This is a genomic window from Synechococcus sp. A10-1-5-9 (assembly GCF_047716785.1).
Lineage (GTDB): Bacteria > Cyanobacteriota > Cyanobacteriia > PCC-6307 > Cyanobiaceae > Synechococcus_C.
The window spans coordinates 388,076-413,944 of sequence record NZ_CP180406.1; the positions used below are offsets into that span (position 1 = coordinate 388,076).

Below are 25,869 nucleotides of genomic sequence, written 5' to 3' on the forward strand. Positions count from 1 at the left end.
GTGAACATCTCTCCAGAGCTCCTGGCACCAGCTGGAGACTGGGAGGCACTCCGGGCCGCCGTTGCTGGAGGAGCCGATGCGGTGTACTTCGGAGTTGAGATCTTCAATGCCCGTCTGCGAGCTGAGAATTTCAATCGGCGTGATCTCCCGGAGATCATGGGTTGGTTGCACGCCCGAGGGGTCAAGGGCTTCCTCACCCTCAATGTGCTGATCTTCACCGAAGAGCTCGAGACGGTTTCTGAGCTCCTTGTGGACTGTTGGACGGCTGAGGTCGATGCTCTGATTGTTCAGGACCTTGGTCTGTGCCTGCTCGCCAGAGAGCTTGTGCCTTATCTCGCTCTTCATGCATCCACCCAGATGTCGGTGACCAGTGCCGCTGGTGTGGCTCAGGCCGCCGCAGCTGGATGTGAGCGGGTTGTGATGGCCCGCGAACTCACCCTGAGAGACCTGGAACGGGTGCAACAACAGCTCAAGCAGCGCCACCTTGATGTGCCGCTCGAGGTGTTTGTACACGGTGCTCTTTGTGTGGCCTATTCGGGGCAGTGCCTGACCAGTGAATCGCTCGGTCAACGCAGCGCCAACCGTGGGGAATGCGCCCAGGCCTGTCGACTTCCCTACCAGCTAATCGTTGATGGTGAGGAGCGTGACCTAGGCGAGCAGCGTTATTTGTTGTCACCCCAGGATCTTGCTGCATGGTCACTGATCCCGGAACTTGTCAGGATCGGCATCTGCAGCCTCAAGATTGAGGGGAGGCTGAAAAGTGCCGCCTACGTGGCCGCGGTGACTGATGTTTACCGCCGCGCTCTTGACGGTGTGGTCAGTGAACCTGCCGCCATCAGCAATCAGCTTGAACTTGGTTTTTCAAGGGGCCTGACCACTGGTTGGCTTGAGGGCATTGACCATCCGGCCCTTGTTCACGGTCGTTGGAGCAAGAAACGTGGACCGTGCCTCGGTCGGCTCCTGTCGGTTCTGTCCCGCGGTTGGCTCAAGATTCAGGCTGAGACTGAGCCTCAGTGCGGTCAGGGAGTGGTTCTTGAGGTCGCTTCATCCAAGGGTGGACCGTTTCAGATTCCCCGAGAAGTTGGCGGTCGAATCATGAAGGTGGTGCCGTTAGGCGATCAGTGCTGGCGACTGATGCTTGGACCAGGCCGCATTGATACGGCGGGTCTGTGCGCTGGAGCTCCTGTCTGGCTCACCAGTGATCCCCAGTGGCAATCAACCTGGAGCCGGCGAGCCAGTCGAGAGACTCCTCCCCTTGATCTTCCGCTGTCTCTGGCGGTCAGCGGTCGCGATGGTGAACCACTCGTGCTCGCATTGGAGTCACCACAATCGCTGGATGGCCAATCATTGACCGTCGTCAGTGATCGACCTCTAGAGCCTGCGAAAGACCACGGACTGAATCGGGAGCGTCTGATGGCTCAGTTGGGGCGTCTTGGAGGAACAGGCTGGCGACTTGATCACTTGCGTCTTGATCTCCCCGAGTCCCTTTTTCTGCCGATCGGCGAGCTCAACCGTCTGCGTCGGGCTTTGCTTCAGGAGATGGCGGACGCGGGCATTGTTCCTGGGAACCCTTGGACAACACAACGCCAATGTTTTGAAGCATCCAACCGTGATGAGCGACGTCAGCTGATTCGCAGCTGCATCAACCGTCTACCGGCTGACATTGCCGATCAGACCCCTCGACTCACTGTGCTGGTGAGAAGTCTCGATCAGCTCAAGGGCTTGATGGAACTCGGCGACGAGACCCCGATTCAAGGGGTCGTTGCTGACCTGGAGCAGCCCCGAGACCTCAAGGAGGCCGTTGCCATTGCCCGGGGTTGCTGGAGTGATGGCATCTGGTTGACCGGTCCCAGGGTGACGCGTCCCGATGAGGGATGGACTCTGGAGCCGCTCTTGCGCGCCAAACCCGATGGCTTCCTGGTGCGCAATGCTGATCAGCTCGAACGTCTCAGCGACACGGGTCCCTGTCGGGGAGATTTCACCTTAAATGTGGCGAATCCCCTAACGCTGCTCTGGTTTCTTGAACACTGGGGACTTCAACGCGTCACAGCGAGTTGTGACCTCAACCTTCACCAGCTGCTGGAGCTCTCCGAGAACGTGCCTTCCGATCGTCTGGAGGTTGTGCTGCACCAGCACATGCCTCTGTTTCACATGGAGCATTGTCTCTTCTGCTCTCTGCTGTCTGATGGGCATGACCACACGGACTGCGGTAGACCCTGTGAGACCCACAACGTTCTGCTGAGGGATCGCAGCGGCATCGAACACCCTCTGCGGGCTGACCTCGGATGTCGGAACACGTTATTCAACGGAACAGCTCAAACCGGTGTTGAGGCATTTCCAGCTATGCGCGCTCGGGGCCTGAGGCATTTCCGGCTTGATCTCCTCGATGAAGATGCTGAGGCCACCAAACGGCGTGTGCAGCTTTACGGCGACGCAATCCAAGGGCGCATGCCTTCTGCTGAGGTTTGGCGTCACGAACAGATCGTGCATCGTCTCGGCGTCACCAGGGGCAGTCTTCGCGCAGATCGTGAGCAGGGAACCACATTGATCTCACGTTGAGATAGTCTTCACCGGCTGCGCCTCCGGGCGTCCCAGCGACCCTTCGCCCCCTCCACGGACCCCCATGAGTGCCCAGCAAAAGGCGATTCGCAATATCGCGATCATCGCCCACGTCGACCATGGCAAGACGACCTTGGTCGACTCTCTGCTGGCCCAATCGGGCATCTTCCGCGACAACGAAGCCGTGCCCACCTGCGTGATGGACTCCAATGATCTGGAGCGTGAGCGCGGCATCACCATTCTCTCCAAGAACACTGCGGTCACTTACAACGAAACGCGCATCAACATTGTTGATACCCCTGGCCACGCCGACTTCGGTGGTGAGGTCGAGCGTGTCCTCGGCATGGTGGACGGCTGTCTGCTGATCGTTGATGCCAACGAGGGACCCATGCCCCAGACCCGTTTCGTGCTCAAGAAGGCGCTCGAACAGGGACTGCGGCCGATTGTTTTCGTCAACAAGATCGACCGGGCCCGCGTGGATCCCGAGACGGCTGTTGACAAGGTGCTGGATCTGTTTATCGAGCTGGGTGCTGACGATGATCAGTGCGATTTTCCTTATTTGTTCGGAAGTGGTTTGGGAGGATTTGCCAAACCCGATATGAAAACCGACAGCGAGAACATGCGTCCGCTGTTCGATGCGATCCTGCGTCATGTCCCGCCCCCGGTCGGTGATCCAGAGAAGCCTCTTCAGCTCCAGATCACGACCCTTGATTATTCCGATTTCCTGGGGCGAATCATTATCGGTCGCGTTCACAACGGCGTGATCAAGCAGGGGCAAAGCGCTTCACTCATCAAAGACGATGGCAGTGTCAAGAAGGGACGCATCAGCAAGCTTCTCGGTTTTGAAGGGCTGCAACGGGTTGAAATTGAGAACGCCGCTGCCGGCGATCTCGTTGCCGTTGCCGGTTTCGATGATGTGAACATCGGGGAAACCATTGCCTGCCCCGATGAGCCGACGGCACTCCCACTGATCAAGGTGGATGAGCCCACCCTTCAGATGACTTTCGTTGTCAACGACTCTCCCTTCGCGGGGAAGGAAGGCAAGTTCGTCACGAGTCGTCAGGTGCGGGACCGTCTGCAACGTGAACTTCTCACCAACGTGGCCCTGCGGGTGGAGGACACCGACTCTCCAGATCGCTTTGCTGTCAGTGGCCGGGGTGAACTTCACCTGGGAATCTTGATCGAAACCATGCGCCGCGAGGGTTATGAGTTTCAGGTATCCCAGCCTCAGGTGATCTTCAGAACAATTGATGGCACTCCTTGTGAGCCTGTGGAGACTCTCGTTATGGATGTGCCTGAAGAGGCGGTGGGCTCCTGTATCGAGAAACTCGGCACCCGAAAGGGCGAGATGCAAAACATGGAGACCGGTCAGGATGGACGCACGCAGTTGGAGTTTGTTGTGCCGTCCCGCGGTCTAATTGGTTTCAGAGGTGAATTCATTCGTGCCACACGAGGCGAAGGGATCATGAGCCATTCTTTCTTTGAATACCGGCCAATGATGGGTGACTTCGATACCCGCAGAAATGGTGTTCTGATTGCCTTTGAGGAAGGTACAGCCACGTTTTACGCCCTGAAGAATGCCGAAGATCGCGGTCAGTTCTTCATCTCGCCTGGCACTAAGGTCTACAAGGGAATGATTATCGGTGAGAACAATCGCCCGCAGGATTTGGAAATCAATGTCTGCAAGGCCAAGCAACTCACCAACATGCGATCTGCTGGAGCGGAAGAACTCGATACGCTTCAGTCTCCCGTTCAGATGACTCTCGAGAGAGCTTTGGAATATATCGGCCCCGATGAAATGCTTGAGGTCACTCCGGAGTCCATCCGTCTCCGCAAGTTGCCTGCCAAGAGGATGGCCAAGCGTTGAAGCTTGTCGACGATCCTCGTTTCGCTATGGCTCTTGAGCTCTTTAACTCCGGAGCCTGGTATGAAGCTCACGATGCCTTCGAGGAGCTTTGGCATGAGCAGGTCAATCCTGAGCGGCGCCTGCTTCAGGGAATCATTCAGATTGCTGTGGCGCATGTCCACCTTGAGAGAGGCAATGCACGCGGAGCCACCATCCTTCTCGGTGAGGGAATCGGCCGTCTGAAGGCATCACTTCCAACAGCGCTGGGGCTCGATCTCACACTCCTGCACGCTTTGGCGAGCGCTCGATTACTTGTTCTTCAAAACGATGGGGACCCAGAGCAGCTTCCGCCCCCATCCCTCTCCTCTTGTCATGATCCCGTGGGACCATGAAATCTTGATTGTCTCTTGAGACGCTCCCTTGCTTTTCAAGTCGCGTACGAAGGCTCCGATGTCATGGCTCTCAGGACCATTGGCCATTCTCTTGGCAATGGCATCGGTCGAACTGGTGCGTTCTCAGTCTTTGCCCGCACCCGTTGATGACGTCGAATCAGTCGAAGCTGGTCTGATCAGTATCGAGTCCGACAGCCAGAGCGCCGACAACCTCACCGGTGTCGTCACGGCCTCAGGCAACGTGAGAATTGTTTATCCAGCAAGGGGCATGGTTGCAACATCCCGGCAGGCGCAATACTTCAGCCGAGAAGGGAGGTTGGTTTTGAGTGGCGACGTTGATCTGATTCAGGAGGATGGCAGCACACTGCGGGCGGAACGGGTGACGTACAGCCTTGACGATGAGCGGGCTGTGGCCCTGCCCGCCGAGGGCAATCAGGTGAGATCCACGATGATGATCCGCGCCAAGCAGCCTGCACAGACACCACTAACGCCATGAGTTTGAGCCTCAATGGCGTTTCCCTCAGCCTGGGAGGTCGTCCACTGGTGAAAAATCTCACCCTCAGCCTGGAACCAGGTGAAGTGATTGGTCTACTTGGTCCCAATGGTGCCGGAAAAACGACCAGTTTCAATCTTGTGATCGGTCTCCTCCGGCCGGACAGTGGGGAGGTCCTACTGGATGGTCATCCCGTCGCCAGCCTCTCCATGCCCAAGCGTGCTCGGCTTGGCATCGGTTATCTCCCCCAGGAACCCAGCGTCTTTCGCCAGCTCACGGTGCGGGAAAATTTGCAATTGGTGCTTGATCAAAGCGGACTCGCCCGATCCCAGTCCAGGGAGCGTCTTCAGCAGTTGATCCGTGACTTTCATCTTGAACCGTTTCTTAATCGTCGCGGCTATCAACTATCAGGAGGTGAGCGGCGCCGATGCGAGGTTGCTCGTGCTTTGGCCGTAGGTCTGGAAGGCCCCCGTTATCTGCTCCTCGATGAACCCTTCGCTGGAGTGGACCCTTTGGCCGTTGCCGACCTTCAGCAACTCATCCATTCGTTGCGGCAACGCGGCATGGGGATATTGATCACCGATCACAACGTCCGTGAAACCCTGGCGATCACAGATCGTTCCTACATCCTCACTGATGGCAGCATCCTGGCTTCCGGTCTCTCTGAGCAGGTCGCTCATGACCCGTTGGTGCGGCGCCACTATCTCGGCGAGGGATTTCAACTGTGATCGAATCCATGAAGTCCTCCATTCAACGTCTCATCCATCGGATTCCCTTGTTGGACCGTTGGTTGCTTGGTGAGCTGCTGGGTCCTCTGCTCTTCGCTGTCGCCGCTTTCACCGTTGTGTCCCTCTCCGTTGGGGTGATGTTCGAACTGGTGCGTCAGATTGTTGAATCTGGTCTGCCAGTGGGGATTGCAGTGCAGGTGCTTCTACAGCGCCTGCCCAGTTTTCTGGTGATTTCATTTCCGATGGCCACACTGATGGCTTCGTTGTTGGCTTACAGCCGATTGTCCGCCAACAGTGAGCTCACCGCTCTTCGCAGCGTGGGAGTGACTGCTACGCGAATGATCGTGCCTGCTCTGATCTTGGCATTGGTGATGTCCGGATTAACTTTTATATTTAACGACGTACTCGTACCGAGAGCCAATCGCTCGGCTGAAACGACTCTCGCTCGAGCTTTAGGGAAGGCAATTGCAACAGAAAAGGGAACCAATATTGTCTATTCCCGTTTCGGTCGCCTTCAAGAAACTGATGGCACTTCTAATAAAGGCCTGGCGCAGTTGTTTTATGCCCGAAAGTTTCGAGATGGTGTGATGAACGAAGTGACCGTTCTTGATTTCACCCGCGCTGGTTTCACTCAGATGCTTGTTGCTGATCGAGCAGTCTGGAATGAGAGTCAGGCAAAATGGCAGTTTTTCGATGGGCAGATCCTCACCCTGACTCCTTCAGGAAGCACCACTTCCGCTGATTTCGACCAATACCTCTATCCACTGAGCGCAGCACCGATCCGTATTGCCAAGTTGCCAAAGGATGCGAACAACATGACGGTGGTTGAAGCACTTCAAGCCAAGGACCTGCTGCAACAAGCAGGAGATATCAAGGAAGCACGCAGGCTGGAGGTAAGGATTCAGGAAAAATTCACCTTGCCAATGGCCTGTTTGGTCTTCGGTCTGATCGGCGCGAGTCTCGGAGCTAAACCGAACAACCGCACGAGCCGTAGTCAGGGTTTCGGTATCAGCGTTGTGTTGATTCTCGTGTATTACGTACTCAGTTTCAGCTTCAGCTCGTTAGGAGTGAAGGGTACCCTGCCTCCGCTGCTCGCGGCCTGGTCGCCGGTGTTGATCTCTCTGGCAGGTGGCGGTTTCTTGCTTCGGCAGGCCAGCCGCTGATCCTTTCCGGCAGAATTTCATTCATCCATAGTTCGTCCGGTGTCTGTTTTGGGGAGTCTCGATCTTGAATCAATCGTCTCAGAACCGGTTCTGCTTCTTGGTTTGATTGCCTTCGCTCTTCTGCTCACAGCGCTGCCGTGGAGTTTCTGGGCTCTGTCCAATGGCCGCAGCTCCAGCGCTGTCCGCTCGCTTCTTGGAATGGCCAATCTTTTGTTAACAGCGCAGTTGGTGCTGCGTTGGTGGCAGTCCGGTCATTTCCCGATCAGCAATCTCTACGAATCTCTTTGTTTCCTCGCTTGGGCTTGCACACTCACCCAGCTGCTGGTGGAGCGTCAGTGGCCCTCACCGCTCGTGGCGGCATCGGCTACACCCATGGGCCTGGGGTGCATTGCCTTTGCCAGTTTTGCTCTCCCTGATCAGCTTCAGCAGGCCTCTCCTCTGGTTCCCGCTCTTCGCAGCAGCTGGCTGGTCATGCACGTGAGCGTGATCATGGTGAGTTATGCCGCTCTTCTGGTGGGATCGCTGCTTTCGGTAGCGGTTCTTTTCACGGACCGGGAGCAGCAGCTTGAGCTGAGAAGCAGTTCTATCGGAACGGGTGCCTTTCGCCGGGCGATACCAGCGCCAGTCGGTGATGGCTCTGTGGTTTTGCAAGCTTCACCGGATCTGCAGTTGTCTTCCTTGGATTTCAGTCGCAGTGAGCAGCTCGATAGTCTCAGTTATCGAACGATCACAGTGGGATTCCTTCTCTTAACCGTAGGAATCATCAGTGGCGCCGTTTGGGCTAACGAAGCATGGGGAAGCTGGTGGAGCTGGGATCCTAAAGAAACCTGGGCGTTGATCTGTTGGCTTGTCTATGCGGCTTATCTTCATACCCGTCTCAGCCGCGGCTGGCAGGGACGACGTCCAGCTCTGGTCGCAGTCGCTGGTTTGTTTGTCATTGTTGTTTGCTACATCGGAGTGAATCTACTCGGCATCGGATTGCATAGTTATGGATGGTTTTTTGGGTAACAACAATCTCTGAGGTTTTGGTTGATGACATGAAAGTTCTAAACGATTAGATTCTTTATGACCCTTGTCTGTGACACGCCTCTCCTGCAGAGCTTAACGTTGGTCTCTTTGATTTTGAGGATTTTCCCTTTTACCACAGTGTGTTCAGATAGGTCTGAACATCCTCGTAAGACCATCCGGGAATGCGTACTCCTTCTGATGTGAACTGGCGCATCCTCCATAGCGTGTCATAGCCTTTGTCGAAGATGATTGTCTGGCTGTTCATCCCACAGCCTGTCACTGTCACTGTGATTGTGTTGTCAGTTTTGTTGACTTGCATGTGTTTATTGGCGCATTGATTGGACATTGGAGCGTGAATATTCCCTCCCGTCTTAACTATATTTTAAGTGCTCTGCTTTGTATGAGAGTATCCTGTGATTGCTCTTAGAGGGGCCTGTATTTGTCTTGGATATTGAGGATATGGTTTTGTCTAAAACTTTCAGTACAATCTGAGTAAAATTCTGACTTGCTGGTTGTTGGCAAGTTGCATGAAATTAATGAGTGGTTGCATTTTGCTTTTAAATGACTCGTCGACAAAAATTATTATTCTCCGAGCGTTAAGCGCTGCACTGATGCCAGGGCTCTGGTTCTGCCGTCGGCCGATAGGATCTTGTTTTCTCAGTTTTGAGCTAACGATGTCTTCCGTGAGAGTGCCTGTATTTGTGACCTCTTGTGAAGATACTTGCAATTGATGCTATTCAGGAAAAGTGAAGCAAGTTTTGGTCTCAAGGACTGATTGAGAATATCGCATCATCAGTCTAGATGTTTGCTCGGCCAGCCAAGAATGGGGGACAATTCTACAGTTGTGATCGTTGTCACAAACATAATAATCGACTGCGTAGGTCCGGTCGGTAAATGAACTTTTTGCCGATGAGGAAATTGGTGACTGCTTTGAAGTCATTGATCCTTGACTAGCTCACGTCAAGCTAATGGTTTCCAATCGTTCGCAACTGTGCTTGATGCGACGGATGTGTGTGAACTTTAATGATGAATAAAATGGACTTCTCCCAGGAAAATCAATATGTTCCTTGAAAGGTATTGACAACTGCAGTTCCTGTCGAGAAATCACCCCATGCTTGGTTTTCCAAGGAACCGCTTCATGGAAATTTTTGTTGGACTTGCAATTCTTTTGCCTCTGTCTGCACTAGCCATCCAAGCCAGGGAAGCAGACAGCGACGACGATCATTGCGATTTCCTTTGATTCAGGGGTTCCCACTGATGACTCACCGAGCAAGGTGAACCATCAGTGGGAACAGCTCACGACGGCGTCAGACCAGAACAGCTTCCGGTCGCTTGCTGTCACGAATGCCCTGGATGGCAGCGGCGTAATCAGGCTGATTGAAGACTCCAGACCCGCTCACGATGGCGTTGGCACCAGCTTCTATCACTTTCCAGGCATTTCCGCCTTTCACGCCACCATCCACTTCGATCCAGGGATCTACACCCTTTTCTTCACACATACGTCGCAGGTCACGAATCTTCTGAACCTGATTGTCGATGAAGCTCTGGCCACCGAAACCAGGGTTGACGCTCATGATCAGCACGAGATCGCACAGTTCGAGGCAGTATTCAAGGGTGCTGAGCGGTGTGCTGGGATTGAGAACAGCACCAGCCATCTTGCCGAGATCCTTGATCTGAGCAAGATTTCGATGCAGGTGAGGGCAGGCCTCAACCTGAACCGAAATGATATCGGCGCCGGCTTTGGCGAAATCTTCTACGTACTTCTCAGGCTCGACGATCATCAAGTGCACGTCTAAAGGCTTGGCCGTGACCGGTCGAAGTGCGTCAACGATCAGGGGACCGATCGTGATGTTCGGCACAAAGCGGCCGTCCATCACGTCAACGTGAATCCAGTCCGCACCGGCTTGGTCAACAGCTTTGACCTCCTCGCCGAGTCGTGAGAAATCCGCCGAAAGAATGGATGGGGAGACCACCAGGGACTTGGTGCTCATGACGAGAAGACTGCTGAGACCCAGTGATTGTAAGGAGTGCGGAAGTCGCTGATACAGTTAGCCGCGCTTTTGAGTGATAAGCCCAGTGGCACCAAGCCCAGTGAGCTGACACTCTTCGCATCCAGTTCCCCCGCCGCACTCCCGTGGATCGCACTCTCATCCAGGAAATTCTCGAGGTCGTTGAGCAGGCGGCTATCGCCTCCGCCCGCCTCACTGGTCTCGGCAAAAAGGATGAAGCCGATGCTGCTGCCGTTGAGGCCATGCGACAGCGCATGGGAACAATCCAAATGCAGGGCCGCATCGTGATCGGTGAGGGCGAGCGTGATGAGGCTCCCATGCTCTACATCGGCGAAGAGGTCGGCAGCGGCACTGGTCCTGGTGTCGACTTCGCCGTTGACCCCTGTGAAGGTACGAATCTGTGCGCCAACAATCAGAGGGGCTCGATGGCCGTACTGGCTGCTTCTGATCGTGGTGGCCTTTTCAACGCTCCAGACTTCTATATGAAGAAGCTCGCTGCACCTCCGGCTGCGAAAGGAAAGGTGGATATCCGCAAATCGGCCACTGAAAACATCAAAATCCTCAGCGAATGCCTGGGGATGGCGGCCAGTGAGCTCACCATCGTGGTGATGGATCGTGCTCGCCACAAAGATCTGATTGCTGAGATCCGAGCCACCGGCGCCCGTGTTCAGCCCATTTCAGACGGTGATGTTCAGGCTGCGATCGCCTGTGGATTTGCTGGCACAGGAACCCATTGCCTGATGGGCATCGGTGCTGCTCCTGAGGGTGTGATTTCTGCGGCGGCCATGCGCGCCCTTGGCGGCCACTTCCAGGGTCAGCTCGTTTACGACCCCGCGGTTGCTCAGACCAAGGAGTGGGCGGATCTCACCAAGGAAGGCAACCTCGCCCGCTTGGCTGAAATGGGCATCGCCGATCCCGATAAAATTTATGAGGCTGAGGAATTGGCCTCTGGTGAGCATGTGGTGTTTGCCGGCAGTGGCATCACTGATGGCCTCCTATTCCATGGCGTTAAGTTCGAGTCGGACTGCACCCGAACGAGCAGCTTGGTGATCAGCAACCTGGACAACACCTGCCGCTTCACCAACACGGTGCACATTAAGGACGGCGCCCAGAGCATCGCGCTGAGCTGACCTCTTTTTCACGCAACAAGGGATTTCTCCATGCACATCGCCGTTGTCGGCCTCAGTCATCGAACGGCACCGGTTGAAGTGCGCGAAAAGCTCAGCATTCCTGAGCAGACCATGGAGGAATCCCTTCAGAGCCTGCGCGGTCATGACCAGGTGCTGGAAGCTTCGATTCTCAGCACCTGCAACCGTCTCGAGATCTACACACTGGTGCGCAATCCCGAGTTGGGAATTAGTGCCGTTAGAGAGTTTCTCAGTGGACACTCCGGTCTGGAGACCAGAGATCTAAAACCCCATCTCTTCGCCTACCACCACGAGGATGCTGTCGCGCATCTGCTGCGTGTGGCTGCTGGACTCGACAGTCTGGTGCTCGGCGAAGGCCAGATCCTCTCCCAGGTCAAAAAAATGATGCGTCTGGGCCAGGAGCACAAGTCCCTTGGCCCAATTTTGAATCGGCTTCTCACACAGGCCGTCAGTACCGGTAAACGCGTCCGCTCGGAAACAAATCTCGGCACAGGAGCCGTGTCGATCAGTTCCGCTGCTGTGGAATTGGCCCAGCTCAAGCTTGGTCAGACCCGTGGTCTCGACGAGCTTGTCACGCTTGAGGATGAGCAGGTCGCGGTCGTCGGTGCAGGCCGGATGAGCCGCCTGCTACTGCAACATCTCCAGGCCAAAGGCGCTTCTGGTGTTGTCCTACTGAATCGAACGGTCGCGAGAGCAGAGGCTCTTGCTGCAGATTTTCCGAGCCTTCCCGTCCAGTGCAGACCGCTGAAGGATCTTGATCTTTGCTTGAGCACTTGTTCTCTGGTTTTCACCAGTACAGCCGCTGACGATCCGATCATCGATGCCCAGCGTCTATCCACCTTGAACCGGAGGAGCTTACTTCGTTTAATCGACATCGGAGTGCCACGCAATATCGCAGCGGATGTGGTGGGACTCGGGGGCGTTGAAGCCCATGACGTCGACGACCTCAAAGAGGTGGTGGAACGCAACCAAGAGGCCCGACAGCAGGTGGCTCGTGAAGCCCAGGGGCTTCTGGACGAGGAAAGTCGGATGTTCCTTGAATGGTGGGATTCGTTGGAAGCCGTCCCAACGATTAACCGTCTGCGCTCATCGCTGGAGTCCATCCGTTCTGAGGAATTGATGAAGGCTCTCAGCCGTATGGGTCCGGATTTCTCAGCGCGGGAACGCAAAGTGGTCGAAGCCCTCAGCAAAGGGATCATCAACAAAATTCTGCATGCCCCTGTCACCGCTCTGAGAAGCCCACAGCCACGCTCGGACCGACAAAATGCACTCTCTGTTGTTGAGCGTCTGTTCGCTCTACAGCCGGAGGAGGACAGCGACCGTTGAGGTCGTCAATCCTTGCTTTTGGCGCTGTCCAGAAGTGATTCGCACCAATCTTGGTGGATCTTCCCCTTTCCCCGGTTGAGAGAGCGAAAAGTCCGGTAAGTTTGCTCCGCAACGCCGATCTGCGGGGGCGGCATGAAGCGCGTTCTGGCCATCATTCTCGGGGGAGGCGCTGGTACGCGCCTCTATCCCCTCACAAAAATGCGGGCGAAGCCTGCAGTGCCACTCGCCGGTAAATACCGACTGATTGATATTCCAATCAGTAATTGCATCAACTCAAACATCAACAAGATGTATGTGTTGACGCAATTCAACAGTGCCTCTCTCAACAGGCACCTCAGTCAGACCTACAACCTGTCAGCTGGCTTCGGTCAGGGTTTCGTGGAGGTGCTGGCTGCTCAGCAGACTCCCGAAAGTCCTTCCTGGTTTGAAGGAACAGCTGATGCTGTTCGCAAATACCAGTGGTTGTTTCAGGAGTGGGACGTTGATGAATATCTGATTCTCTCGGGTGATCAGCTGTATCGAATGGACTACAGCCTGTTCATCAATCATCACCGCAGTACCGGAGCGGACTTGACCGTTGCGGCTCTCCCCGTTGACGCCAAGCAAGCTGAAGCCTTCGGTCTGATGCGCACCGATCAGGATGGTCGCATCTTGGAATTCAGAGAGAAGCCCAAAGGTGATTCCCTTCTGGAAATGGCCGTGGATACCTCAAGATTCGGACTGAGTGCCGATTCAGCGAAGGAGCGCTCCTACCTTGCCTCGATGGGGATTTACGTCTTCAGCCGCGATACCTTGTTTGATCTGCTTCACCAGAATCCAACGCACAAGGATTTCGGCAAAGAAATTATCCCCGAAGCACTAGCACGTGGCGATCGTCTTAAGAGCTACGTCTTTGATGATTATTGGGAAGACATCGGCACAATCGGCGCGTTCTACGAAGCCAACCTGGCCTTAACGCAGCAACCAACTCCGCCGTTCAGTTTTTACGACGCTGAGTTTCCGATTTACACACGACCGCGCTACCTGCCACCCAGCAAACTGGTGGACTCTCAGATCACGGATTCAATCATCGGTGAAGGGTCCATTCTCAAATCCTGCAGCATCCACCACTCTGTACTCGGTGTAAGAAGCCGTGTCGAGGACGACGTGGTCTTACAGGATTCCTTGCTTATGGGATCGGATTTCTTCGAGTCTTCCAGCGAGCGGGCTGTACTGAAGGAACGGGGGGGCATCCCGCTGGGTGTCGGAAGGGGAACAACCGTGAAACGGGCGATTCTCGACAAGAATGCGCGCATCGGTAGCAACGTCACCATCGTCAACAAGGATCATGTCGAAGAGGCGGACCGCCCTGAGCATGGTTTCTACATTCGAAACGGCATTGTCGTGGTAGTGAAGAACGCTTCCATTCCAAATGGAACGGTGATCTGATCACTCATTCCTGACAGAGGTTGTCCAGGTTGCAGCCGAACCCCGGTGGCATGGTCACACTGACGCCAGTGAAAGGTTTTATCTGACCATGTCCAAGGCCCACTTCGGTCTGATCGGTCTCGGTGTGATGGGTGAAAACCTCGTCCTCAATGCCGAGAGCAACGGTTTCTCAAGCGTTGTCTACAACCGCACCTACTCCAAAACCGAGGAGTTCCTGTCAGGCCGTGGTGCCGGCAAGAACATTCAAGGTGCTACAGACCTGCAGGACTTTGTCAGCAAACTGGAGCGTCCTCGTCGCATCCTGATGATGGTGAAGGCGGGTGGTCCGGTTGATGCGGTGATTGAGCAGATCTCTCCATATCTCGAAGAGGGAGATCTCCTCATCGACGGTGGAAATTCTGAGTATCACGACACCGAGCGTCGTGTTGCTGAGCTGGAGAGCAAGAGTTTCGGTTTCATCGGTATGGGCGTTTCGGGTGGCGCCAAGGGTGCTCTTGAAGGGCCAAGCATGATGCCTGGAGGCACCAAAGCGTCCTACGACGCCATTGAAAGCCTGGTTCAAAAAATGGCCGCCCAGGTGGAAGACGGCCCCTGCGTGACTTACATCGGTCCAGGTGGCTCAGGTCACTTCGTTAAAACCGTTCATAACGGCATCGAATACGGAATCGAGCAGATTCTCGCTGAGGGCTACGACCTCATGAAGCGCGTGGGAGGCATGAACGGCACCCAGATGGCCGACGTGTTCGCGCACTGGAACAGCACTGAAGAGCTGTGCTCTTATCTCGTTGAAATCACCGAGGTGTGTCTGCGCACGAAAGATCCTGATGACGGATCTGATCTGGTTGAGAAAATCCAGGACAAGGCCGGGCAGAAGGGAACAGGACTATGGACCGTGGTGAGTGCTCTCCAAATGGGTGCTTCCGTTCCCACCATCTACGCCTCCTTGAACGGAAGGGTGATGAGTTCCATGAAGGAACAGCGGATCAAGGCAGAGCCGATTCTCAAGGGCCCAGCGATCAAGCCCTTCGACATGGGCACCCCCGCCGATGGCATGGCTCCACTGATGGATGCGATGGTTCTGGCCTGCATGGCCAGCTACGCCCAGGGGATGGAGCTGATGCGCATTGCCTCTGCTGAGCACAACTACAACCTGCACATGCCTGCGATCGCTCAGATCTGGAAGGGTGGCTGCATCATTCGTTCCCGGCTGCTGAAACGCATTCAGGATGCATTTAATGCTGATCCTCAGTTGGCCAACCTGCTGATCGATCCTTGGTTCGCGGACCAGGTCAACCGCCGACTGCCTGGGCTGGCCAAGGTGGTGGCCGGTGCTGCCGAAGCTGGTATACCCGTTCCCTGCCTAAGCAGCACTCTCGATTACATCAACAGCTACCGCACGTCCCGTTTGCCTCAGAACCTGGTGCAAGCCATGCGCGATTGCTTTGGCTCCCACACCTATGCGCGTGTTGATAAGGACGGAGTCTTCCACACTGAGTGGTTGAACTGAACGTAGACTGATGACCTCTTATCGCATCGAGCGGGCTTCAGATCTTCAGGATCTGGCCCGCAGCGCCGCTGAGCACATTGGTGCTGCCATCGATTTGGCTCTGGATCAGCGCGATCGTGCTCAGATTGCTCTTTCTGGCGGCAGCACTCCAGCACGTGCTTACGACATTCTTGGTCAAGCGCATCTGCCGTGGGACCGTGTGGATGTTTTTCTTGGAGATGAACGCTGGGTCGCCGCTGATGATGAATCCAGCAATGCTCGGATGTTGCGCAACACGCTTCTGAAAGCTGGTTACCCGGGTTCACGCGCCTGCTTTCATCCAGTACCCACCGTGGAGTTCCCCACGGCAGAAGCCAGTGCGGAGGCTTTTGCTTCCCTGGTGACCAAGGTTTGTGCGGGAGATCCGCCGGTGTTTGATCTCATGCTTCTCGGACTTGGTGATGACGGCCACACCGCTTCGCTGTTTCCAGGGACGGAAGCGCCGAAGGTGCTTGATCAATGGACCACGATCGGTCGAGGCAAGGGACTCGATCGGATCACACTCACTGCGCCGGTGTTGAGTGCAGCAAGACAAGTTCTGTTCCTCGTCAGTGGAGAAGGCAAACATCAGGCACTGTCTCGCCTGATTGATCCTTCGGAATCTGCCGAACGGACTCCTGCCAAACTGGTGTCTCCGAGCACAGAGATTCTTGTGCTCGCTGATCAGGCTGCATCTCAAGGTCTTTGACAACCCCACCGCCCCAGCCCGCTCCCCAGATCCGAGTGATTGCATCTGGGGCGTCCTTTAACGCTTGGTCAAGTTTGAACGACACGATCATGGGTGGCTCAAGCCGAGCCGGCTGTCGTATCACCGATGACGGACTGCTGCTGGAAGGCGACGTGGTGAGCGAAGGCGGTGGATTCGTCAGTTGTCGTTCTCCGGTCTTCAAGCCGCCGTTGGATCTGACGGCTTACCGCGGTCTTCGCCTGTCCCTGGATGGTCAGGGGCGGAGTTTCAAGTTTGCGGTGGCCTGCCGCGATGGTGTTCTTGGTTTGACTGAGCTCATTCCTGGCGGGTTGCGATGGGTATCCACCGTGCCGACCCAGTCGAATGGACTAACCGTGGTGGAGATTCCCTTTGATCAGCTCAAGCCTGTGGTAAGGGCAAGCCCTATCAAATTGCCACTCCGGTTCGATTCTTCCTGCATCACGCGCCTTCAGCTGCTCCATTCCCGATTCGGTGACGACGGCGAGGCCAACCCCGGCTACCGATCTGGATCCATCCAGCTCTTGATCCGTTCGATTGAAGCCTTCTAAGATCGTGTCCTGTGCGCCGCTTGAAACACTGATCGCAGCAGCGGCTGATCTCTGTCGCAAGCCGTTGCTCCATGCTGTTGTTTCAGCGGAAAGTGCAACCATTGAGGATTACTGCGGCAGGATCGAATGCCGTGATGCCCATGGGATTCGTCTCGTGGACAATGATCTCGAGCTTGAGCTTTACCGCAGCGGGTCCGATCTCAATCTCACCCTTTCTTGGTTCGATCAGCCCGCACGACCGATCCTTTGGCACGGACAGCACCCGGTCTGGATGAACGGGGAGACCGGTGAACGGTGCTCAGCCCCGACTGATGGTGCTCCTCTCGAGGCATTGGCACGACGTCTCCGGGCATTGCTGGCCTGATTCTGTGTTCAGACAGTCCCGTTGACGTCCGCGACCAGATGCAACTGATCGCGGATGGAATCAACTCCTGCCACCTTCAGCACCAACGCATCACCGGGTTCACTGCCAGTCGGACAGGTTGCAGCGATATCAAGAGCCAGATCTTCGATACGCACCAGTCCCAAACGATCCTGGGGACGCAACCAGCGCAGAAAATCAACCGGCCAGCGCTCACTGGAGTGATGCTCGAACCAAACCTGTTGCCAATGTCGTTGATCTTCGCGGGTCACGGCGATTCCCTCGCGAACCGCTGTTTCTATCTGTTGGAGAAGAGTCTGCAATGACTCCGTATCCAGAGGGTCGTCATGTCCATCTGGTGAGAGCATGGCGGCGAACTGCCGCTGCACCACCAGATCGCCATAGCGTCTGATCGGTGATGTGGCCTGGGTATAGGCAGGAACACCAAGGCTGAAATGAGCTGCCGGTGTGGTTCCCATCAATCCACGACTGAGACAGCGCTTGATGGCGGCGAACCGAACGGCACCGTCAGCAAGTTCCTCGAGTTGAGCCGCCGATGGAAGCTCTGCAGGCAGCTGGCTTCGGAAAGGGAGTGCCAATGCATTCTCAATGCCCTTTGTGGCGGCAACGGTGCCGCAAAGAATCATGGCTTCGGCGACCATCTCTCGGGACGGGCTGGGCTCGGTGATTTCAACGATTGGCTGCCCATCGCGACAGCGAATCCGACCTTCCGGTAGATCCATCAACAACGCTCCGCGTTCGACGCGCCAACGACGTCTGGTGGCCAGCAGTGCATGAAGATTGGAGAGATCGGCTTCTTCCGGTGGCGCGAAATCAATCAATTCGTCTGCATCCTCGTAGGTGAGTCGGTAACGAGGGGTCACCCAGCTACGACAGATCCCGCTCGCTTTGACGTCTCCCGTGTGATCAAGATCCACCCAAGTGCTCCAGGCAGCGTTTCGCTGACCTGCTTTGAGGCTGAACACCTCGGATGACAGGTTCGAGGGGAACATCGGCAAGATTCCCCTGGACAGGTACAAACTGCTCCCCCTGCGGCGAGCTTCGAGATCCAGAGGAGAGCCGGTTGTGATCAGACGACCAGGATCTGCGATGTGAATCCAGATCCGGAGTTGGTCATCAGCCAGTCGCTCAAGCCCCAGGGCATCGTCAATATCCCTGGTTTCGGCATCGTCAATGGTGACGCAAGTCTGATGGGTCAGATCAATGCGCTCTGAATCCCCGGGGTGATCGTCCAGGCAGCCATTGAGCACACGCTCGGCGTCAGCGATGAGCTCGGCGCTGAAGCCGTTGGTCCAGGCCGTTCCCGCGATCGAGGAGAGCTGGTGAGGATCGAGTTGGCCAAGGGTCACGAGGCGCTCGCGAACGTCCCCCCGGTTCTGATCCAGGCGCAAACTCGTCAAAGACTGACGAAGCTCTGTCGACAGGTCGTCCAGGTTGATGCTTCCAGCGGAGAAACGGATGAGCTGTTCAATCCACTCCTTGTGAAGTGGATCCAGCTCCTTGTCTCCTTCACCCTGTTTGCTGAGAAAGGCCATCCAGCGCTTGAACCGGATCTGCGCAAGGTGTTGTCGCCGGCGATCGTGACGTCGGTTTCGAATTTCTTGAAGCGACCGTGGGCTAATCCGCTCTTGCTTGATTCGAAATAAATCTTGCTCTTCAGCCTTCAGCGCTAACCAGGTTGCTGCGCAGTGCTGTGCATCACTGGTTCCGCAAACAAGATCAGCGAATTCCTCAAGCTCAGCGGTCTCAGATGATTCGGCAAGTAAGACCCATGCCTGGCCCCAGTCGCGACGCTTGAGACTTGCGAGTGCTAGGTCTTTCTCGGTGAATTCCCATGGAAAAGCCCCCAGTCTTCCTGCCACATCAGAGGAGGAAGGATTGGAGGCAATCAGAGTGATCTGTCTGGCCGGGAGCAGCTGCTCTTTGGCTTTGAAACCCACGCTCAAGCGACGCTTGCTTCCCTGTACAGAGAGAACAACAGCGAGTTGAGGAGATTTCAGTTCGCTGATCCCGACGAGGTCACCGGGTTGGAAGTTGGCGGTCGCCAGAAATCAGCCCTCGGGATTCACAAATGGCAGAAGAGCCACGATGCGAGCACGTTTCACTGCATTGGTGAGGTCTCGTTGCTGTTTTGCTGTGAGACCGGTCAGACGGCGGGGCAGAATCTTGCCGCGCTCTGTGATGAATTTCTTGAGCAGATCCACATCTTTGTAATCGATGGGATCACCGGGCTTGATAGGTGAAAGACGCTTCTTGAAAAAGGAGCTGGACATTGGAATGGATTTGGAGGCGAAGTTGGTACAGAAATTTCAGATTCGAAAGATCACTTGATCTCTTTGTGAATCGTCATTTTGTTGTCATGAGGACAAAACTTCTTGATCTCCAACCGCTCAGTGGTGTTCCGACGGTTTTTTTCAGTGGTGTATCGAGACACACCCTGGGAACGTTTTTCGGTGCTGGACCGGCATTCGGTGCACTCAAGAGTGACAACGATCCGGACGCCCTTGTTCTTGGCCATAAGGACGTTACGCCGCGCTTGCGAAGCGAGTGACAAACGACAACTCTACAGGGCAGCCATTCACTGATGGATCACCTTCTCAGCACGAAAGAGTTCGTAGGATCCCCCACCGACGACACGTTTCCCCATGCGGGTTTCCCTCTCCTGGCTGAAGGATCTGGTTCAGGTGAATGAACCTGCCCTTGAGCTGGGGGATCGGCTGTCCATGGCGGGATTTGAGGTGGAGGAGCTTGAGGATCTCAGCCTCTTTGCGCAAGGCGTGGTTGTGGGTCACGTGCTGGAGAAGAACAAACATCCCAATGCCGACAAGTTGAGTGTTTGTTCGGTGGATGTGGGGGCTGAATCTCCACTTCAGATCGTTTGCGGGGCCTCCAATGTGCGCGCAGGGATTCATGTGCCGGTGGCCATGGTCGGTGCCATTCTTCCGGCTGTGAATCTGACCATCAAGGCCGGTGAGCTGAGAGGGGTGAGCAGCCAGGGAATGATCTGTTCCCTCGCAGAGCTGGGGCAAACCAGTGATGTTGACGGAATTGCCATTCTCGAGGAACTCGTCCCTGAGGTTCCAGCACCGGGTGCATCGATCGCCCCAGTGCTTGGGCTCGACGACACCGTTCTTGAACTGGCCATCACAGCGAATCGACCCGATGGACTGTCAATGACGGGCATCGCCCGTGAAGTCGCTGCCCTCACAGGCGCTGCACTGTCTCTTCCTGAGACATCAGCACCCACAACAGTTGATGCACTGAATCCCAGCCCACCATCGGCCGAAGCCATGCAAACAGGTGGCATTTATGCCGTCACTGAGGTTAAGCAACTCGATGGCTCAAGCTGCTCCCCTCAATGGATTCAGCAGCGTCTTCAACGCGCTGGTGTGAAGCCGGTGAATGCGGTAGTGGATATCGGCAATCTGGTGATGCTTGAACAGGGTCAGCCTCTGCATGCATTCGACGCTGATGCCCTCGAGTCCATCTGCGGACAACCCATCACAGCATCCGATTTCGGCCTGCGTCAGGCTCGCGAGAAAGAAGCGTTCCGTGGTTTGGATGGTCGGGATTTGTCCCTCGATTCCCGTGTGCAGGTGGTGACGTGCCGCGATCGGGCTGTTGCGATTGCTGGCGTGATGGGCAGTGAGGAGAGCGGGGTCACCGATCAAACACGGCGCATCTGGTTGGAATCTGCTCTCTTCACTCCGTCCTCCGTGCGCATCAGTAGCCGAACTACGGGGCAACGCACTGATTCCAGCAGTCGTTATGAGAAAGGGGTGCCACGGGAAATCACCCTGTTGGCTGCCGGCCGCGCTCTTTCACTCCTGGAATCGTTACTGGGAGCCGAAATCGGACGCACGTGGCAGTGTGCGTCCGAGCCAGGTCCAGAGCCCGTAGTTGGTCTTCGTCGGAGCGCTCTGCATCAGTTATTAGGACCACTGGCGCCTACAGATCCTGATTCAGCGGCTCAGGATCTCAGTGATGGTCAAGTTGAAGTATGCCTGAAGTCTCTTGGCTGCTCGCTGACGTCAACAGAGGACGGATGGGATGTGGTTGTCCCGCCGTCGCGTCGCCTTGACCTCCTGCGTGAAGTTGACCTCATCGAAGAGGTGGCCCGCCTTGTTGGATTTGATCGTTTTGAATCCCACCTGCCCGATCCTCTAAGCCCAGGCCGGCTTTCTCTAGGTCAACAGGCTGAACGTCGCCTGCGTCAGCGTTTGTGTTCGTTCGGCCTTCAAGAGGTCACCACGCTCTCGCTGACTCGAGCGGATGACACAGATGAGGCCAGGATTGCCATCAGCAACCCCCTCCTCGCCGAAACAAGTCACCTGCGTACGGCGCTCTGGCAGGAGCATCTGGAAATCTGCCAGCGCAATCTGCAATCTTCCCAACCCGGTTGTTGGCTGTTTGAGATCGGCAACGTGTTCTTCCCCGATGCCAGCGGGGTTCGCCAGACATCCCGCCTCGGTGGTGTGATCTGTGGTGAGCGACGGCTCTCCCGGTGGCTCAACAGTGGCAAACCTTCGCCTCTGAGTTACTACGAAGCACGGGGGCTGCTCACGTCTCTCTTTGCCTCCCTGGGACTTGAGAGCATGGATCGTCGTCTTGTAGACGATGATCGTCTCCATCCAGGCCGTGCCGCCACGGTTGTCGTGGAAGGAAAACCCCTGGGATGTTTCGGGCAGCTGCACCCATCGCTTTGCGAACACTTCGAGTTGCCATCGGAGACTTACCTCTTTGATTTCGATATGGCACTTCTTCTCAATGCCGCCACCCGAAGCAACCGCTGGACCCCACAGTTCAAGCCTTTTTCCACCCTTCCAGCTTCGGAGCGAGATCTGGCAATGGTGGTTTCCAAATCCCTCCCGTCCGCTGATTTGTTGCAGGCCATCCGCAAGGCTGGCAAACCCTTACTGGAGTCGGTCGAACTCATTGATCGCTTTGAGGCCAAGCAGTTGGGTGACGACCGTTGCAGTCAGGCGTTCCGGCTGCGCTACCGCGGCAAGGACAGCACTCTCACCGATGATCAGATACAGCCGGTGCATGAGAAGGTGCGTCAGGCCCTGATCAAGCAGTTCGAGGTGGAACTGCGGAGCTGACGCGAATCATCATCACCAGACACTCGAGATGGGAGGTCTGGGGGAAGAAATCCACAGGCTTGATCTGTTCAATCCGATAAGGCCCATCAGGTCCTGCAAGTTGTTGCAGATCCCTCGCCAGGGTCGCGGGATCACAGCTCAGATAGATCAGGAAAGCGGGAGGGATCGCAAGAATCATCTGCAACACCGCCGGTGCCAGCCCCTTGCGGGGAGGGTCGACGACGAGAGCCTGGTGGTTTGGCAGGAGTTGCTCAAGATGTTCAGCGACGTCGCCATCGAGAAAGCAAACCTTTTCAAGCCCATTGCGTTGCGCATTCTCTTGGGCCTGGATCACGGAGTCTCGATTGATTTCCAATCCGACCACGTTCAAGCCTGAGGCTGCCAGCGGCAAGGCAATGGTTCCGATGCCGCAGTACGCATCGATCACGTTGGCTGATGGTGCTGACGCGTGGATCCAGTCGCGAATCATCGTGACAACCTGCTCTGCTCGTGTGGTGTTCACCTGAAAGAACGTGGTGGTTCCGAGCTGTAGCGACAGGCCGCAGAAGTTCTCTTCAATCACGTCATCGCCCTGAATGCAGAGGGTCTGCTCGCCGATCACGGTGTTACTGCGCTTGGGTTGCACATTCAGGGTGACTCCCTTCAGCTGCGGCCAACGCTGCATCCACTCCGCAGTGAGTCGGTCCAGCCCTGGAAGATGATCCGTTGCCGCAACGAGTGAAATCAGAATCTGACCGGTTCGCACGCCGATCCGCAGCCCGAGGTGTCGGAGACCCGGTTCACCCCGCAAATCAGAATCCATCGGCCAGTCGGTCAAGGCCAGATCGTTCTTGATGGGCTCGATCAAGGCGTCCAGTCGCGGATCGAGCACCGGACAATGATTGAGATTGACGATGCGGTGACTTCCTCGGCGGTAATAGCCGAGCCGAAGTCCTCCTTCACCGCGTTGAATGGGAATCAGCGCTCGATTTCGATACCCAAGGGATTCATCCTCGGGGCTGATCAAGGGCCCAGCCAAGGTCGTGACTCCTCCGATCCGCAGCAGGGTGGCTTTGAGGTGTTCCTGTTTCCATTGGTTCTGCGCATTCACGCTGATGTGCTGAAGCGTGCATCCACCGCACGTTTGCGCAAGGATGCATGGTGGTCGCCTGGCATCGGGTGAGGGCTTGATGCTCTTGATCTTTTTGCCATGCCATAGCCGCCTCTGCCGTTGCAGCAGCTGAACGCTGGCGTCCTCTCCGGGAATCAGTTCCGGGACCGTGATCACCCAGCCATTCCAGCGTGCGATCCCCCGTCCCTGCTGGTCAAGATCCTCTCCCTGAACCGAGATGGTCAGGCCTGGCTTGGGTGAATCAACGCTTGATGTCATTGCAAAGGCGTAACACCCCACACCTCACATCCATGGCTGGGGTTCAGGAGCTTTAAACTTTCCTCAGCATGCCAGCCGTCATGAGCGTTGTAAGGGATCTGATCCTCAAAGCGGATGACGATCTGCGCTATCCCAGCAGCGGTGAACTGAATTCGATTGTCGAGTTTCTCAGCCAAGGCTCCGTGCGCCTTTCAGTGGTGCGAATCCTGTCTGATAACGAGAAGAAGATTGTTGATGAGTCCGCACGCCAATTATTCAGTCTTCGTCCGGAGTATGTCGCTCCTGGTGGTAACGCCTACGGACAAAAACAGCGTGCCCAATGCTTGAGGGATTACAGCTGGTATCTGCGCCTTGTCACGTACGGTGTTTTGGCTGGTAGCACCGAGATGATCGAGCAGATCGGCTTGGTTGGTGCGCGTGAGATGTACAACAGCCTTGGCGTTCCCATGCCAGGAATGGTGGATGCCATGCGAGCAATGCGTGAGGCTGCCTTGGTTCTTCTCTCTGATGATCAACAGAGGCTTGCAGGGCCCTACTTCGATTTTCTGATTCAGGGCATGCAGACCAGCACCTGATTGCTTCCTTTCATCCGTTGACTCAAGGTCCTCTAACGAGGGCCTTTTTTATTGCTCAAAACGAACACACCACAATCAGCCAAATTGTTTCTCTCAAGTGAGACCCGTAATTAGTCTTATAATGCGTCTCATAAACGTATTGCAAGACTTCTCTGTGAGCGCGGCAGGGAGTGCTGGGTTGGCCCATCAGGACTGCGTCACTGTGTCTACAGCAGGTACGCAGAGTGATTGGACTCCTGTTTGCAATGGATTTGAAAGCTTGATTGTCTGTTGGACGAGGTATTGATCTTGTTGGACGAACAGCGGCTTTGCTATTCGGCGAATCGCTCAATCCGACATCGGAGGCCGGCTAGTCGTCACTGCATGGATAAAAACAGACAAAAAAACATTGTTAACAAGAATGTCTCGAGAGAGTTAAATGAGACGCTTTAAAAGACTTATCTAGTGTCTCGTCTGTGCCTTGTGAGACTTGCCTGCTTATGTCTTGGTTGGTGTTGTTCGGTTATTCAGTTTGATCTTTTTGGCGATAGAGCTCTTTCAGCATCTGATAGGCCTCATTCAAGCGACGCATCGCTTCGGTCGATCCACCTGAGTCAGGATGCACCTCCACAGCTTTGCGTTTATAGGCATCGCGGATCGTGCGCAAGGTCAACGATTGCCCGGCCTGGGTTGGCAGTTCAAGTTGCCGTAGTGCGCCATGCAATGTCATGGTGGATTCAAGAGTCTCAAAGGAGGTGACCTTTCGGCTGCGTTTGAACCGGTTCACAAACCGACGAATCAACGTTGGGATCCGATCAGTCACCGTTGCTGTGGCAAACGGATCTTCCAACACCGCTGCTGCAACGATCACCTGTTCAAATCGTGGTGTCTGCACAGGCCAGCTTCCACAGATCTGATCCATTGAATGCTTCACCTGAGACCAGGTGAAGGTTCGTCCCTCGCTGCCATCAATCTGCGGCCAGATATCCCTGGCCATCCAAAGCATCACAGCTTCCATCACGGTTTCACCTGGTGATGAGCCGTAAAGGTTCATCCAGTGCTGGAGTGCTGCATCACACCAAGCTTTGATCTGGCTTTCGCTGATCGATGGCACCAGTGGGGCATCGACAGGAGTGTCTGTGACATCCAGGCTGTATCGAATCGCGGCTGTCCGTTTTCTGACAAACCCAGGAAGATCGATCCCACTTGCGTTGGATCCTGCAGTGCGTCGCGACCGTGATGGTTCGACGTCGATGTCATCATCACGCTCCTCTGTGGATCTGTTGCGCTGGGAACCAACCAGCACAATGGCTCTGTCTTCGTCGTAGACAGGGTCGTTGCTCTCCGAGTTGATGACCTTGCTTGTGATTGAGTCCCCATCGGACTGGGGTTCAGCCGAGGTGGTCTCACTTTCGGATTCAAAAATCTCCTCCAGCAATCGCTCCAGGCAGGCCCCCCTTGATCGGGCATGCCACTCCTTGCGCAGCTGATCGAGCCGGTCAACAAGATGTTGAGGGAGTTCGAGGCTGATCCGTTTACTTGGCATATCTACGAAACGA

At 55.6% G+C, this 25,869-nt stretch carries 22 protein-coding genes; 16 read left to right on the forward strand and 6 right to left on the reverse strand.

All coding sequences use genetic code 11. The annotated features are described in order from the left end of the window. The 7 genes from ACLM45_RS02415 (at window position 1) to ccsB (ending at window position 8,189) form a co-directional block, all read left to right on the forward strand. Complete coding sequence (locus ACLM45_RS02415; protein ID WP_415410392.1) at window positions 1–2,559, forward strand: DUF3656 domain-containing U32 family peptidase; 2,559 nt, start codon at window positions 1–3, stop codon at window positions 2,557–2,559. A 64-nt stretch (window positions 2,560–2,623) separates the two neighbouring features. Then, complete coding sequence (typA, locus tag ACLM45_RS02420) at window positions 2,624–4,426, forward strand: translational GTPase TypA (protein WP_006041299.1); 1,803 nt, start codon at window positions 2,624–2,626, stop codon at window positions 4,424–4,426. A 26-nt stretch (window positions 4,427–4,452) separates the two neighbouring features. Next, on the forward strand, window positions 4,453–4,797 hold the full coding sequence (locus ACLM45_RS02425; protein ID WP_006041300.1) for a DUF309 domain-containing protein: 345 nt from the start codon (window positions 4,453–4,455) through the stop codon (window positions 4,795–4,797). 97 nt (window positions 4,798–4,894) lie between these two features. Then, window positions 4,895–5,293, forward strand: coding sequence for an LptA/OstA family protein (locus ACLM45_RS02430; RefSeq protein WP_413331242.1), 399 nt, complete (start codon window positions 4,895–4,897; stop codon window positions 5,291–5,293). Next, window positions 5,290–6,018: an LPS export ABC transporter ATP-binding protein gene (gene lptB / locus ACLM45_RS02435; RefSeq protein WP_415410393.1), complete on the forward strand. Its 729-nt coding sequence runs from the start codon at window positions 5,290–5,292 to the stop codon at window positions 6,016–6,018. Before ACLM45_RS02430 ends, lptB begins: the two co-directional genes overlap by 4 nt. 8 nt (window positions 6,019–6,026) lie before the next feature. Then, the gene (locus ACLM45_RS02440; RefSeq protein WP_415410395.1) at window positions 6,027–7,181 is read left to right on the forward strand and encodes an LptF/LptG family permease; all 1,155 of its coding nucleotides are present in this window, start codon (window positions 6,027–6,029) and stop codon (window positions 7,179–7,181) included. Window positions 7,182–7,229: 48 nt separating this feature from the next. Next, window positions 7,230–8,189, forward strand: a complete 960-nt coding sequence (gene ccsB / locus ACLM45_RS02445) for a c-type cytochrome biogenesis protein CcsB (protein WP_415410397.1) — start codon at window positions 7,230–7,232, stop codon at window positions 8,187–8,189. A 1,307-nt stretch (window positions 8,190–9,496) separates the two neighbouring features. Here the strand turns inward: ccsB and rpe are convergent. Continuing rightward, entirely contained in the window at window positions 9,497–10,180 is a 684-nt protein-coding gene (rpe, locus tag ACLM45_RS02450) for a ribulose-phosphate 3-epimerase (RefSeq protein ID WP_415410399.1), read from the reverse strand. Window positions 10,181–10,323: 143 nt separating this feature from the next. Here rpe and glpX point away from each other — a divergent pair, with 143 nt between their 5' ends. The 7 genes from glpX (at window position 10,324) to ACLM45_RS02485 (ending at window position 17,267) form a co-directional block, all read left to right on the forward strand. Then, entirely contained in the window at window positions 10,324–11,328 is a 1,005-nt protein-coding gene (gene glpX / locus ACLM45_RS02455; RefSeq protein ID WP_006041308.1) for a class II fructose-bisphosphatase, read from the forward strand. 30 nt (window positions 11,329–11,358) lie between these two features. Further along, window positions 11,359–12,672, forward strand: a complete 1,314-nt coding sequence (locus tag ACLM45_RS02460; protein WP_415410400.1) for a glutamyl-tRNA reductase — start codon at window positions 11,359–11,361, stop codon at window positions 12,670–12,672. A gap of 132 nt (window positions 12,673–12,804) precedes the next feature. After that, complete coding sequence (locus ACLM45_RS02465; protein ID WP_415410401.1) at window positions 12,805–14,100, forward strand: glucose-1-phosphate adenylyltransferase; 1,296 nt, start codon at window positions 12,805–12,807, stop codon at window positions 14,098–14,100. 88 nt (window positions 14,101–14,188) lie between these two features. Next, a complete protein-coding gene (gene gndA, locus ACLM45_RS02470; protein ID WP_006041311.1) occupies window positions 14,189–15,607 on the forward strand; it encodes an NADP-dependent phosphogluconate dehydrogenase in 1,419 nt (472 codons plus the stop codon). Window positions 15,608–15,617: 10 nt separating this feature from the next. Then, complete coding sequence (gene pgl / locus ACLM45_RS02475; RefSeq protein WP_415410402.1) at window positions 15,618–16,334, forward strand: 6-phosphogluconolactonase; 717 nt, start codon at window positions 15,618–15,620, stop codon at window positions 16,332–16,334. Then, the gene (locus tag ACLM45_RS02480) at window positions 16,331–16,903 is read left to right on the forward strand and encodes a CIA30 family protein (RefSeq protein WP_415410403.1); all 573 of its coding nucleotides are present in this window, start codon (window positions 16,331–16,333) and stop codon (window positions 16,901–16,903) included. The genes pgl and ACLM45_RS02480 overlap by 4 nt, the downstream gene beginning before the upstream one ends. 1 nt (window position 16,904) lies before the next feature. Then, the gene (locus tag ACLM45_RS02485) at window positions 16,905–17,267 is read left to right on the forward strand and encodes a hypothetical protein (protein WP_415411326.1); all 363 of its coding nucleotides are present in this window, start codon (window positions 16,905–16,907) and stop codon (window positions 17,265–17,267) included. An 8-nt stretch (window positions 17,268–17,275) separates the two neighbouring features. On the opposite strand, the gene ACLM45_RS02490 is transcribed toward ACLM45_RS02485, so the two are convergent. From ACLM45_RS02490 to rpmG, 3 genes are all read right to left on the reverse strand, one after another. Continuing rightward, complete coding sequence (locus tag ACLM45_RS02490; protein ID WP_415410404.1) at window positions 17,276–19,231, reverse strand: ribonuclease catalytic domain-containing protein; 1,956 nt, start codon at window positions 19,229–19,231, stop codon at window positions 17,276–17,278. Between the two features lie 105 nt (window positions 19,232–19,336). After that, the gene (rpsR, locus tag ACLM45_RS02495; RefSeq protein ID WP_006041316.1) at window positions 19,337–19,558 is read right to left on the reverse strand and encodes a 30S ribosomal protein S18; all 222 of its coding nucleotides are present in this window, start codon (window positions 19,556–19,558) and stop codon (window positions 19,337–19,339) included. Window positions 19,559–19,608: 50 nt separating this feature from the next. After that, a complete protein-coding gene (gene rpmG, locus ACLM45_RS02500) occupies window positions 19,609–19,803 on the reverse strand; it encodes a 50S ribosomal protein L33 (protein ID WP_006041317.1) in 195 nt (64 codons plus the stop codon). 127 nt (window positions 19,804–19,930) lie between these two features. Here rpmG and pheT point away from each other — a divergent pair, with 127 nt between their 5' ends. Continuing rightward, on the forward strand, window positions 19,931–22,387 hold the full coding sequence (gene pheT / locus ACLM45_RS02505; RefSeq protein ID WP_415410406.1) for a phenylalanine--tRNA ligase subunit beta: 2,457 nt from the start codon (window positions 19,931–19,933) through the stop codon (window positions 22,385–22,387). Here pheT and rlmD read toward each other — a convergent pair. Further along, window positions 22,356–23,756: a 23S rRNA (uracil(1939)-C(5))-methyltransferase RlmD gene (gene rlmD / locus ACLM45_RS02510; RefSeq protein ID WP_415410408.1), complete on the reverse strand. Its 1,401-nt coding sequence runs from the start codon at window positions 23,754–23,756 to the stop codon at window positions 22,356–22,358. The two genes, pheT and rlmD, sit on opposite strands and share 32 nt — an antisense overlap. 80 nt (window positions 23,757–23,836) lie before the next feature. Here rlmD and ACLM45_RS02515 point away from each other — a divergent pair, with 80 nt between their 5' ends. Continuing rightward, window positions 23,837–24,331, forward strand: a complete 495-nt coding sequence (locus ACLM45_RS02515) for an allophycocyanin subunit alpha-B (protein WP_006041320.1) — start codon at window positions 23,837–23,839, stop codon at window positions 24,329–24,331. A gap of 502 nt (window positions 24,332–24,833) precedes the next feature. Here ACLM45_RS02515 and ACLM45_RS02520 read toward each other — a convergent pair. Continuing rightward, a complete protein-coding gene (locus tag ACLM45_RS02520) occupies window positions 24,834–25,856 on the reverse strand; it encodes a molecular chaperone DnaJ (RefSeq protein WP_415410410.1) in 1,023 nt (340 codons plus the stop codon). Window positions 25,857–25,869 lie beyond the last annotated feature (13 nt).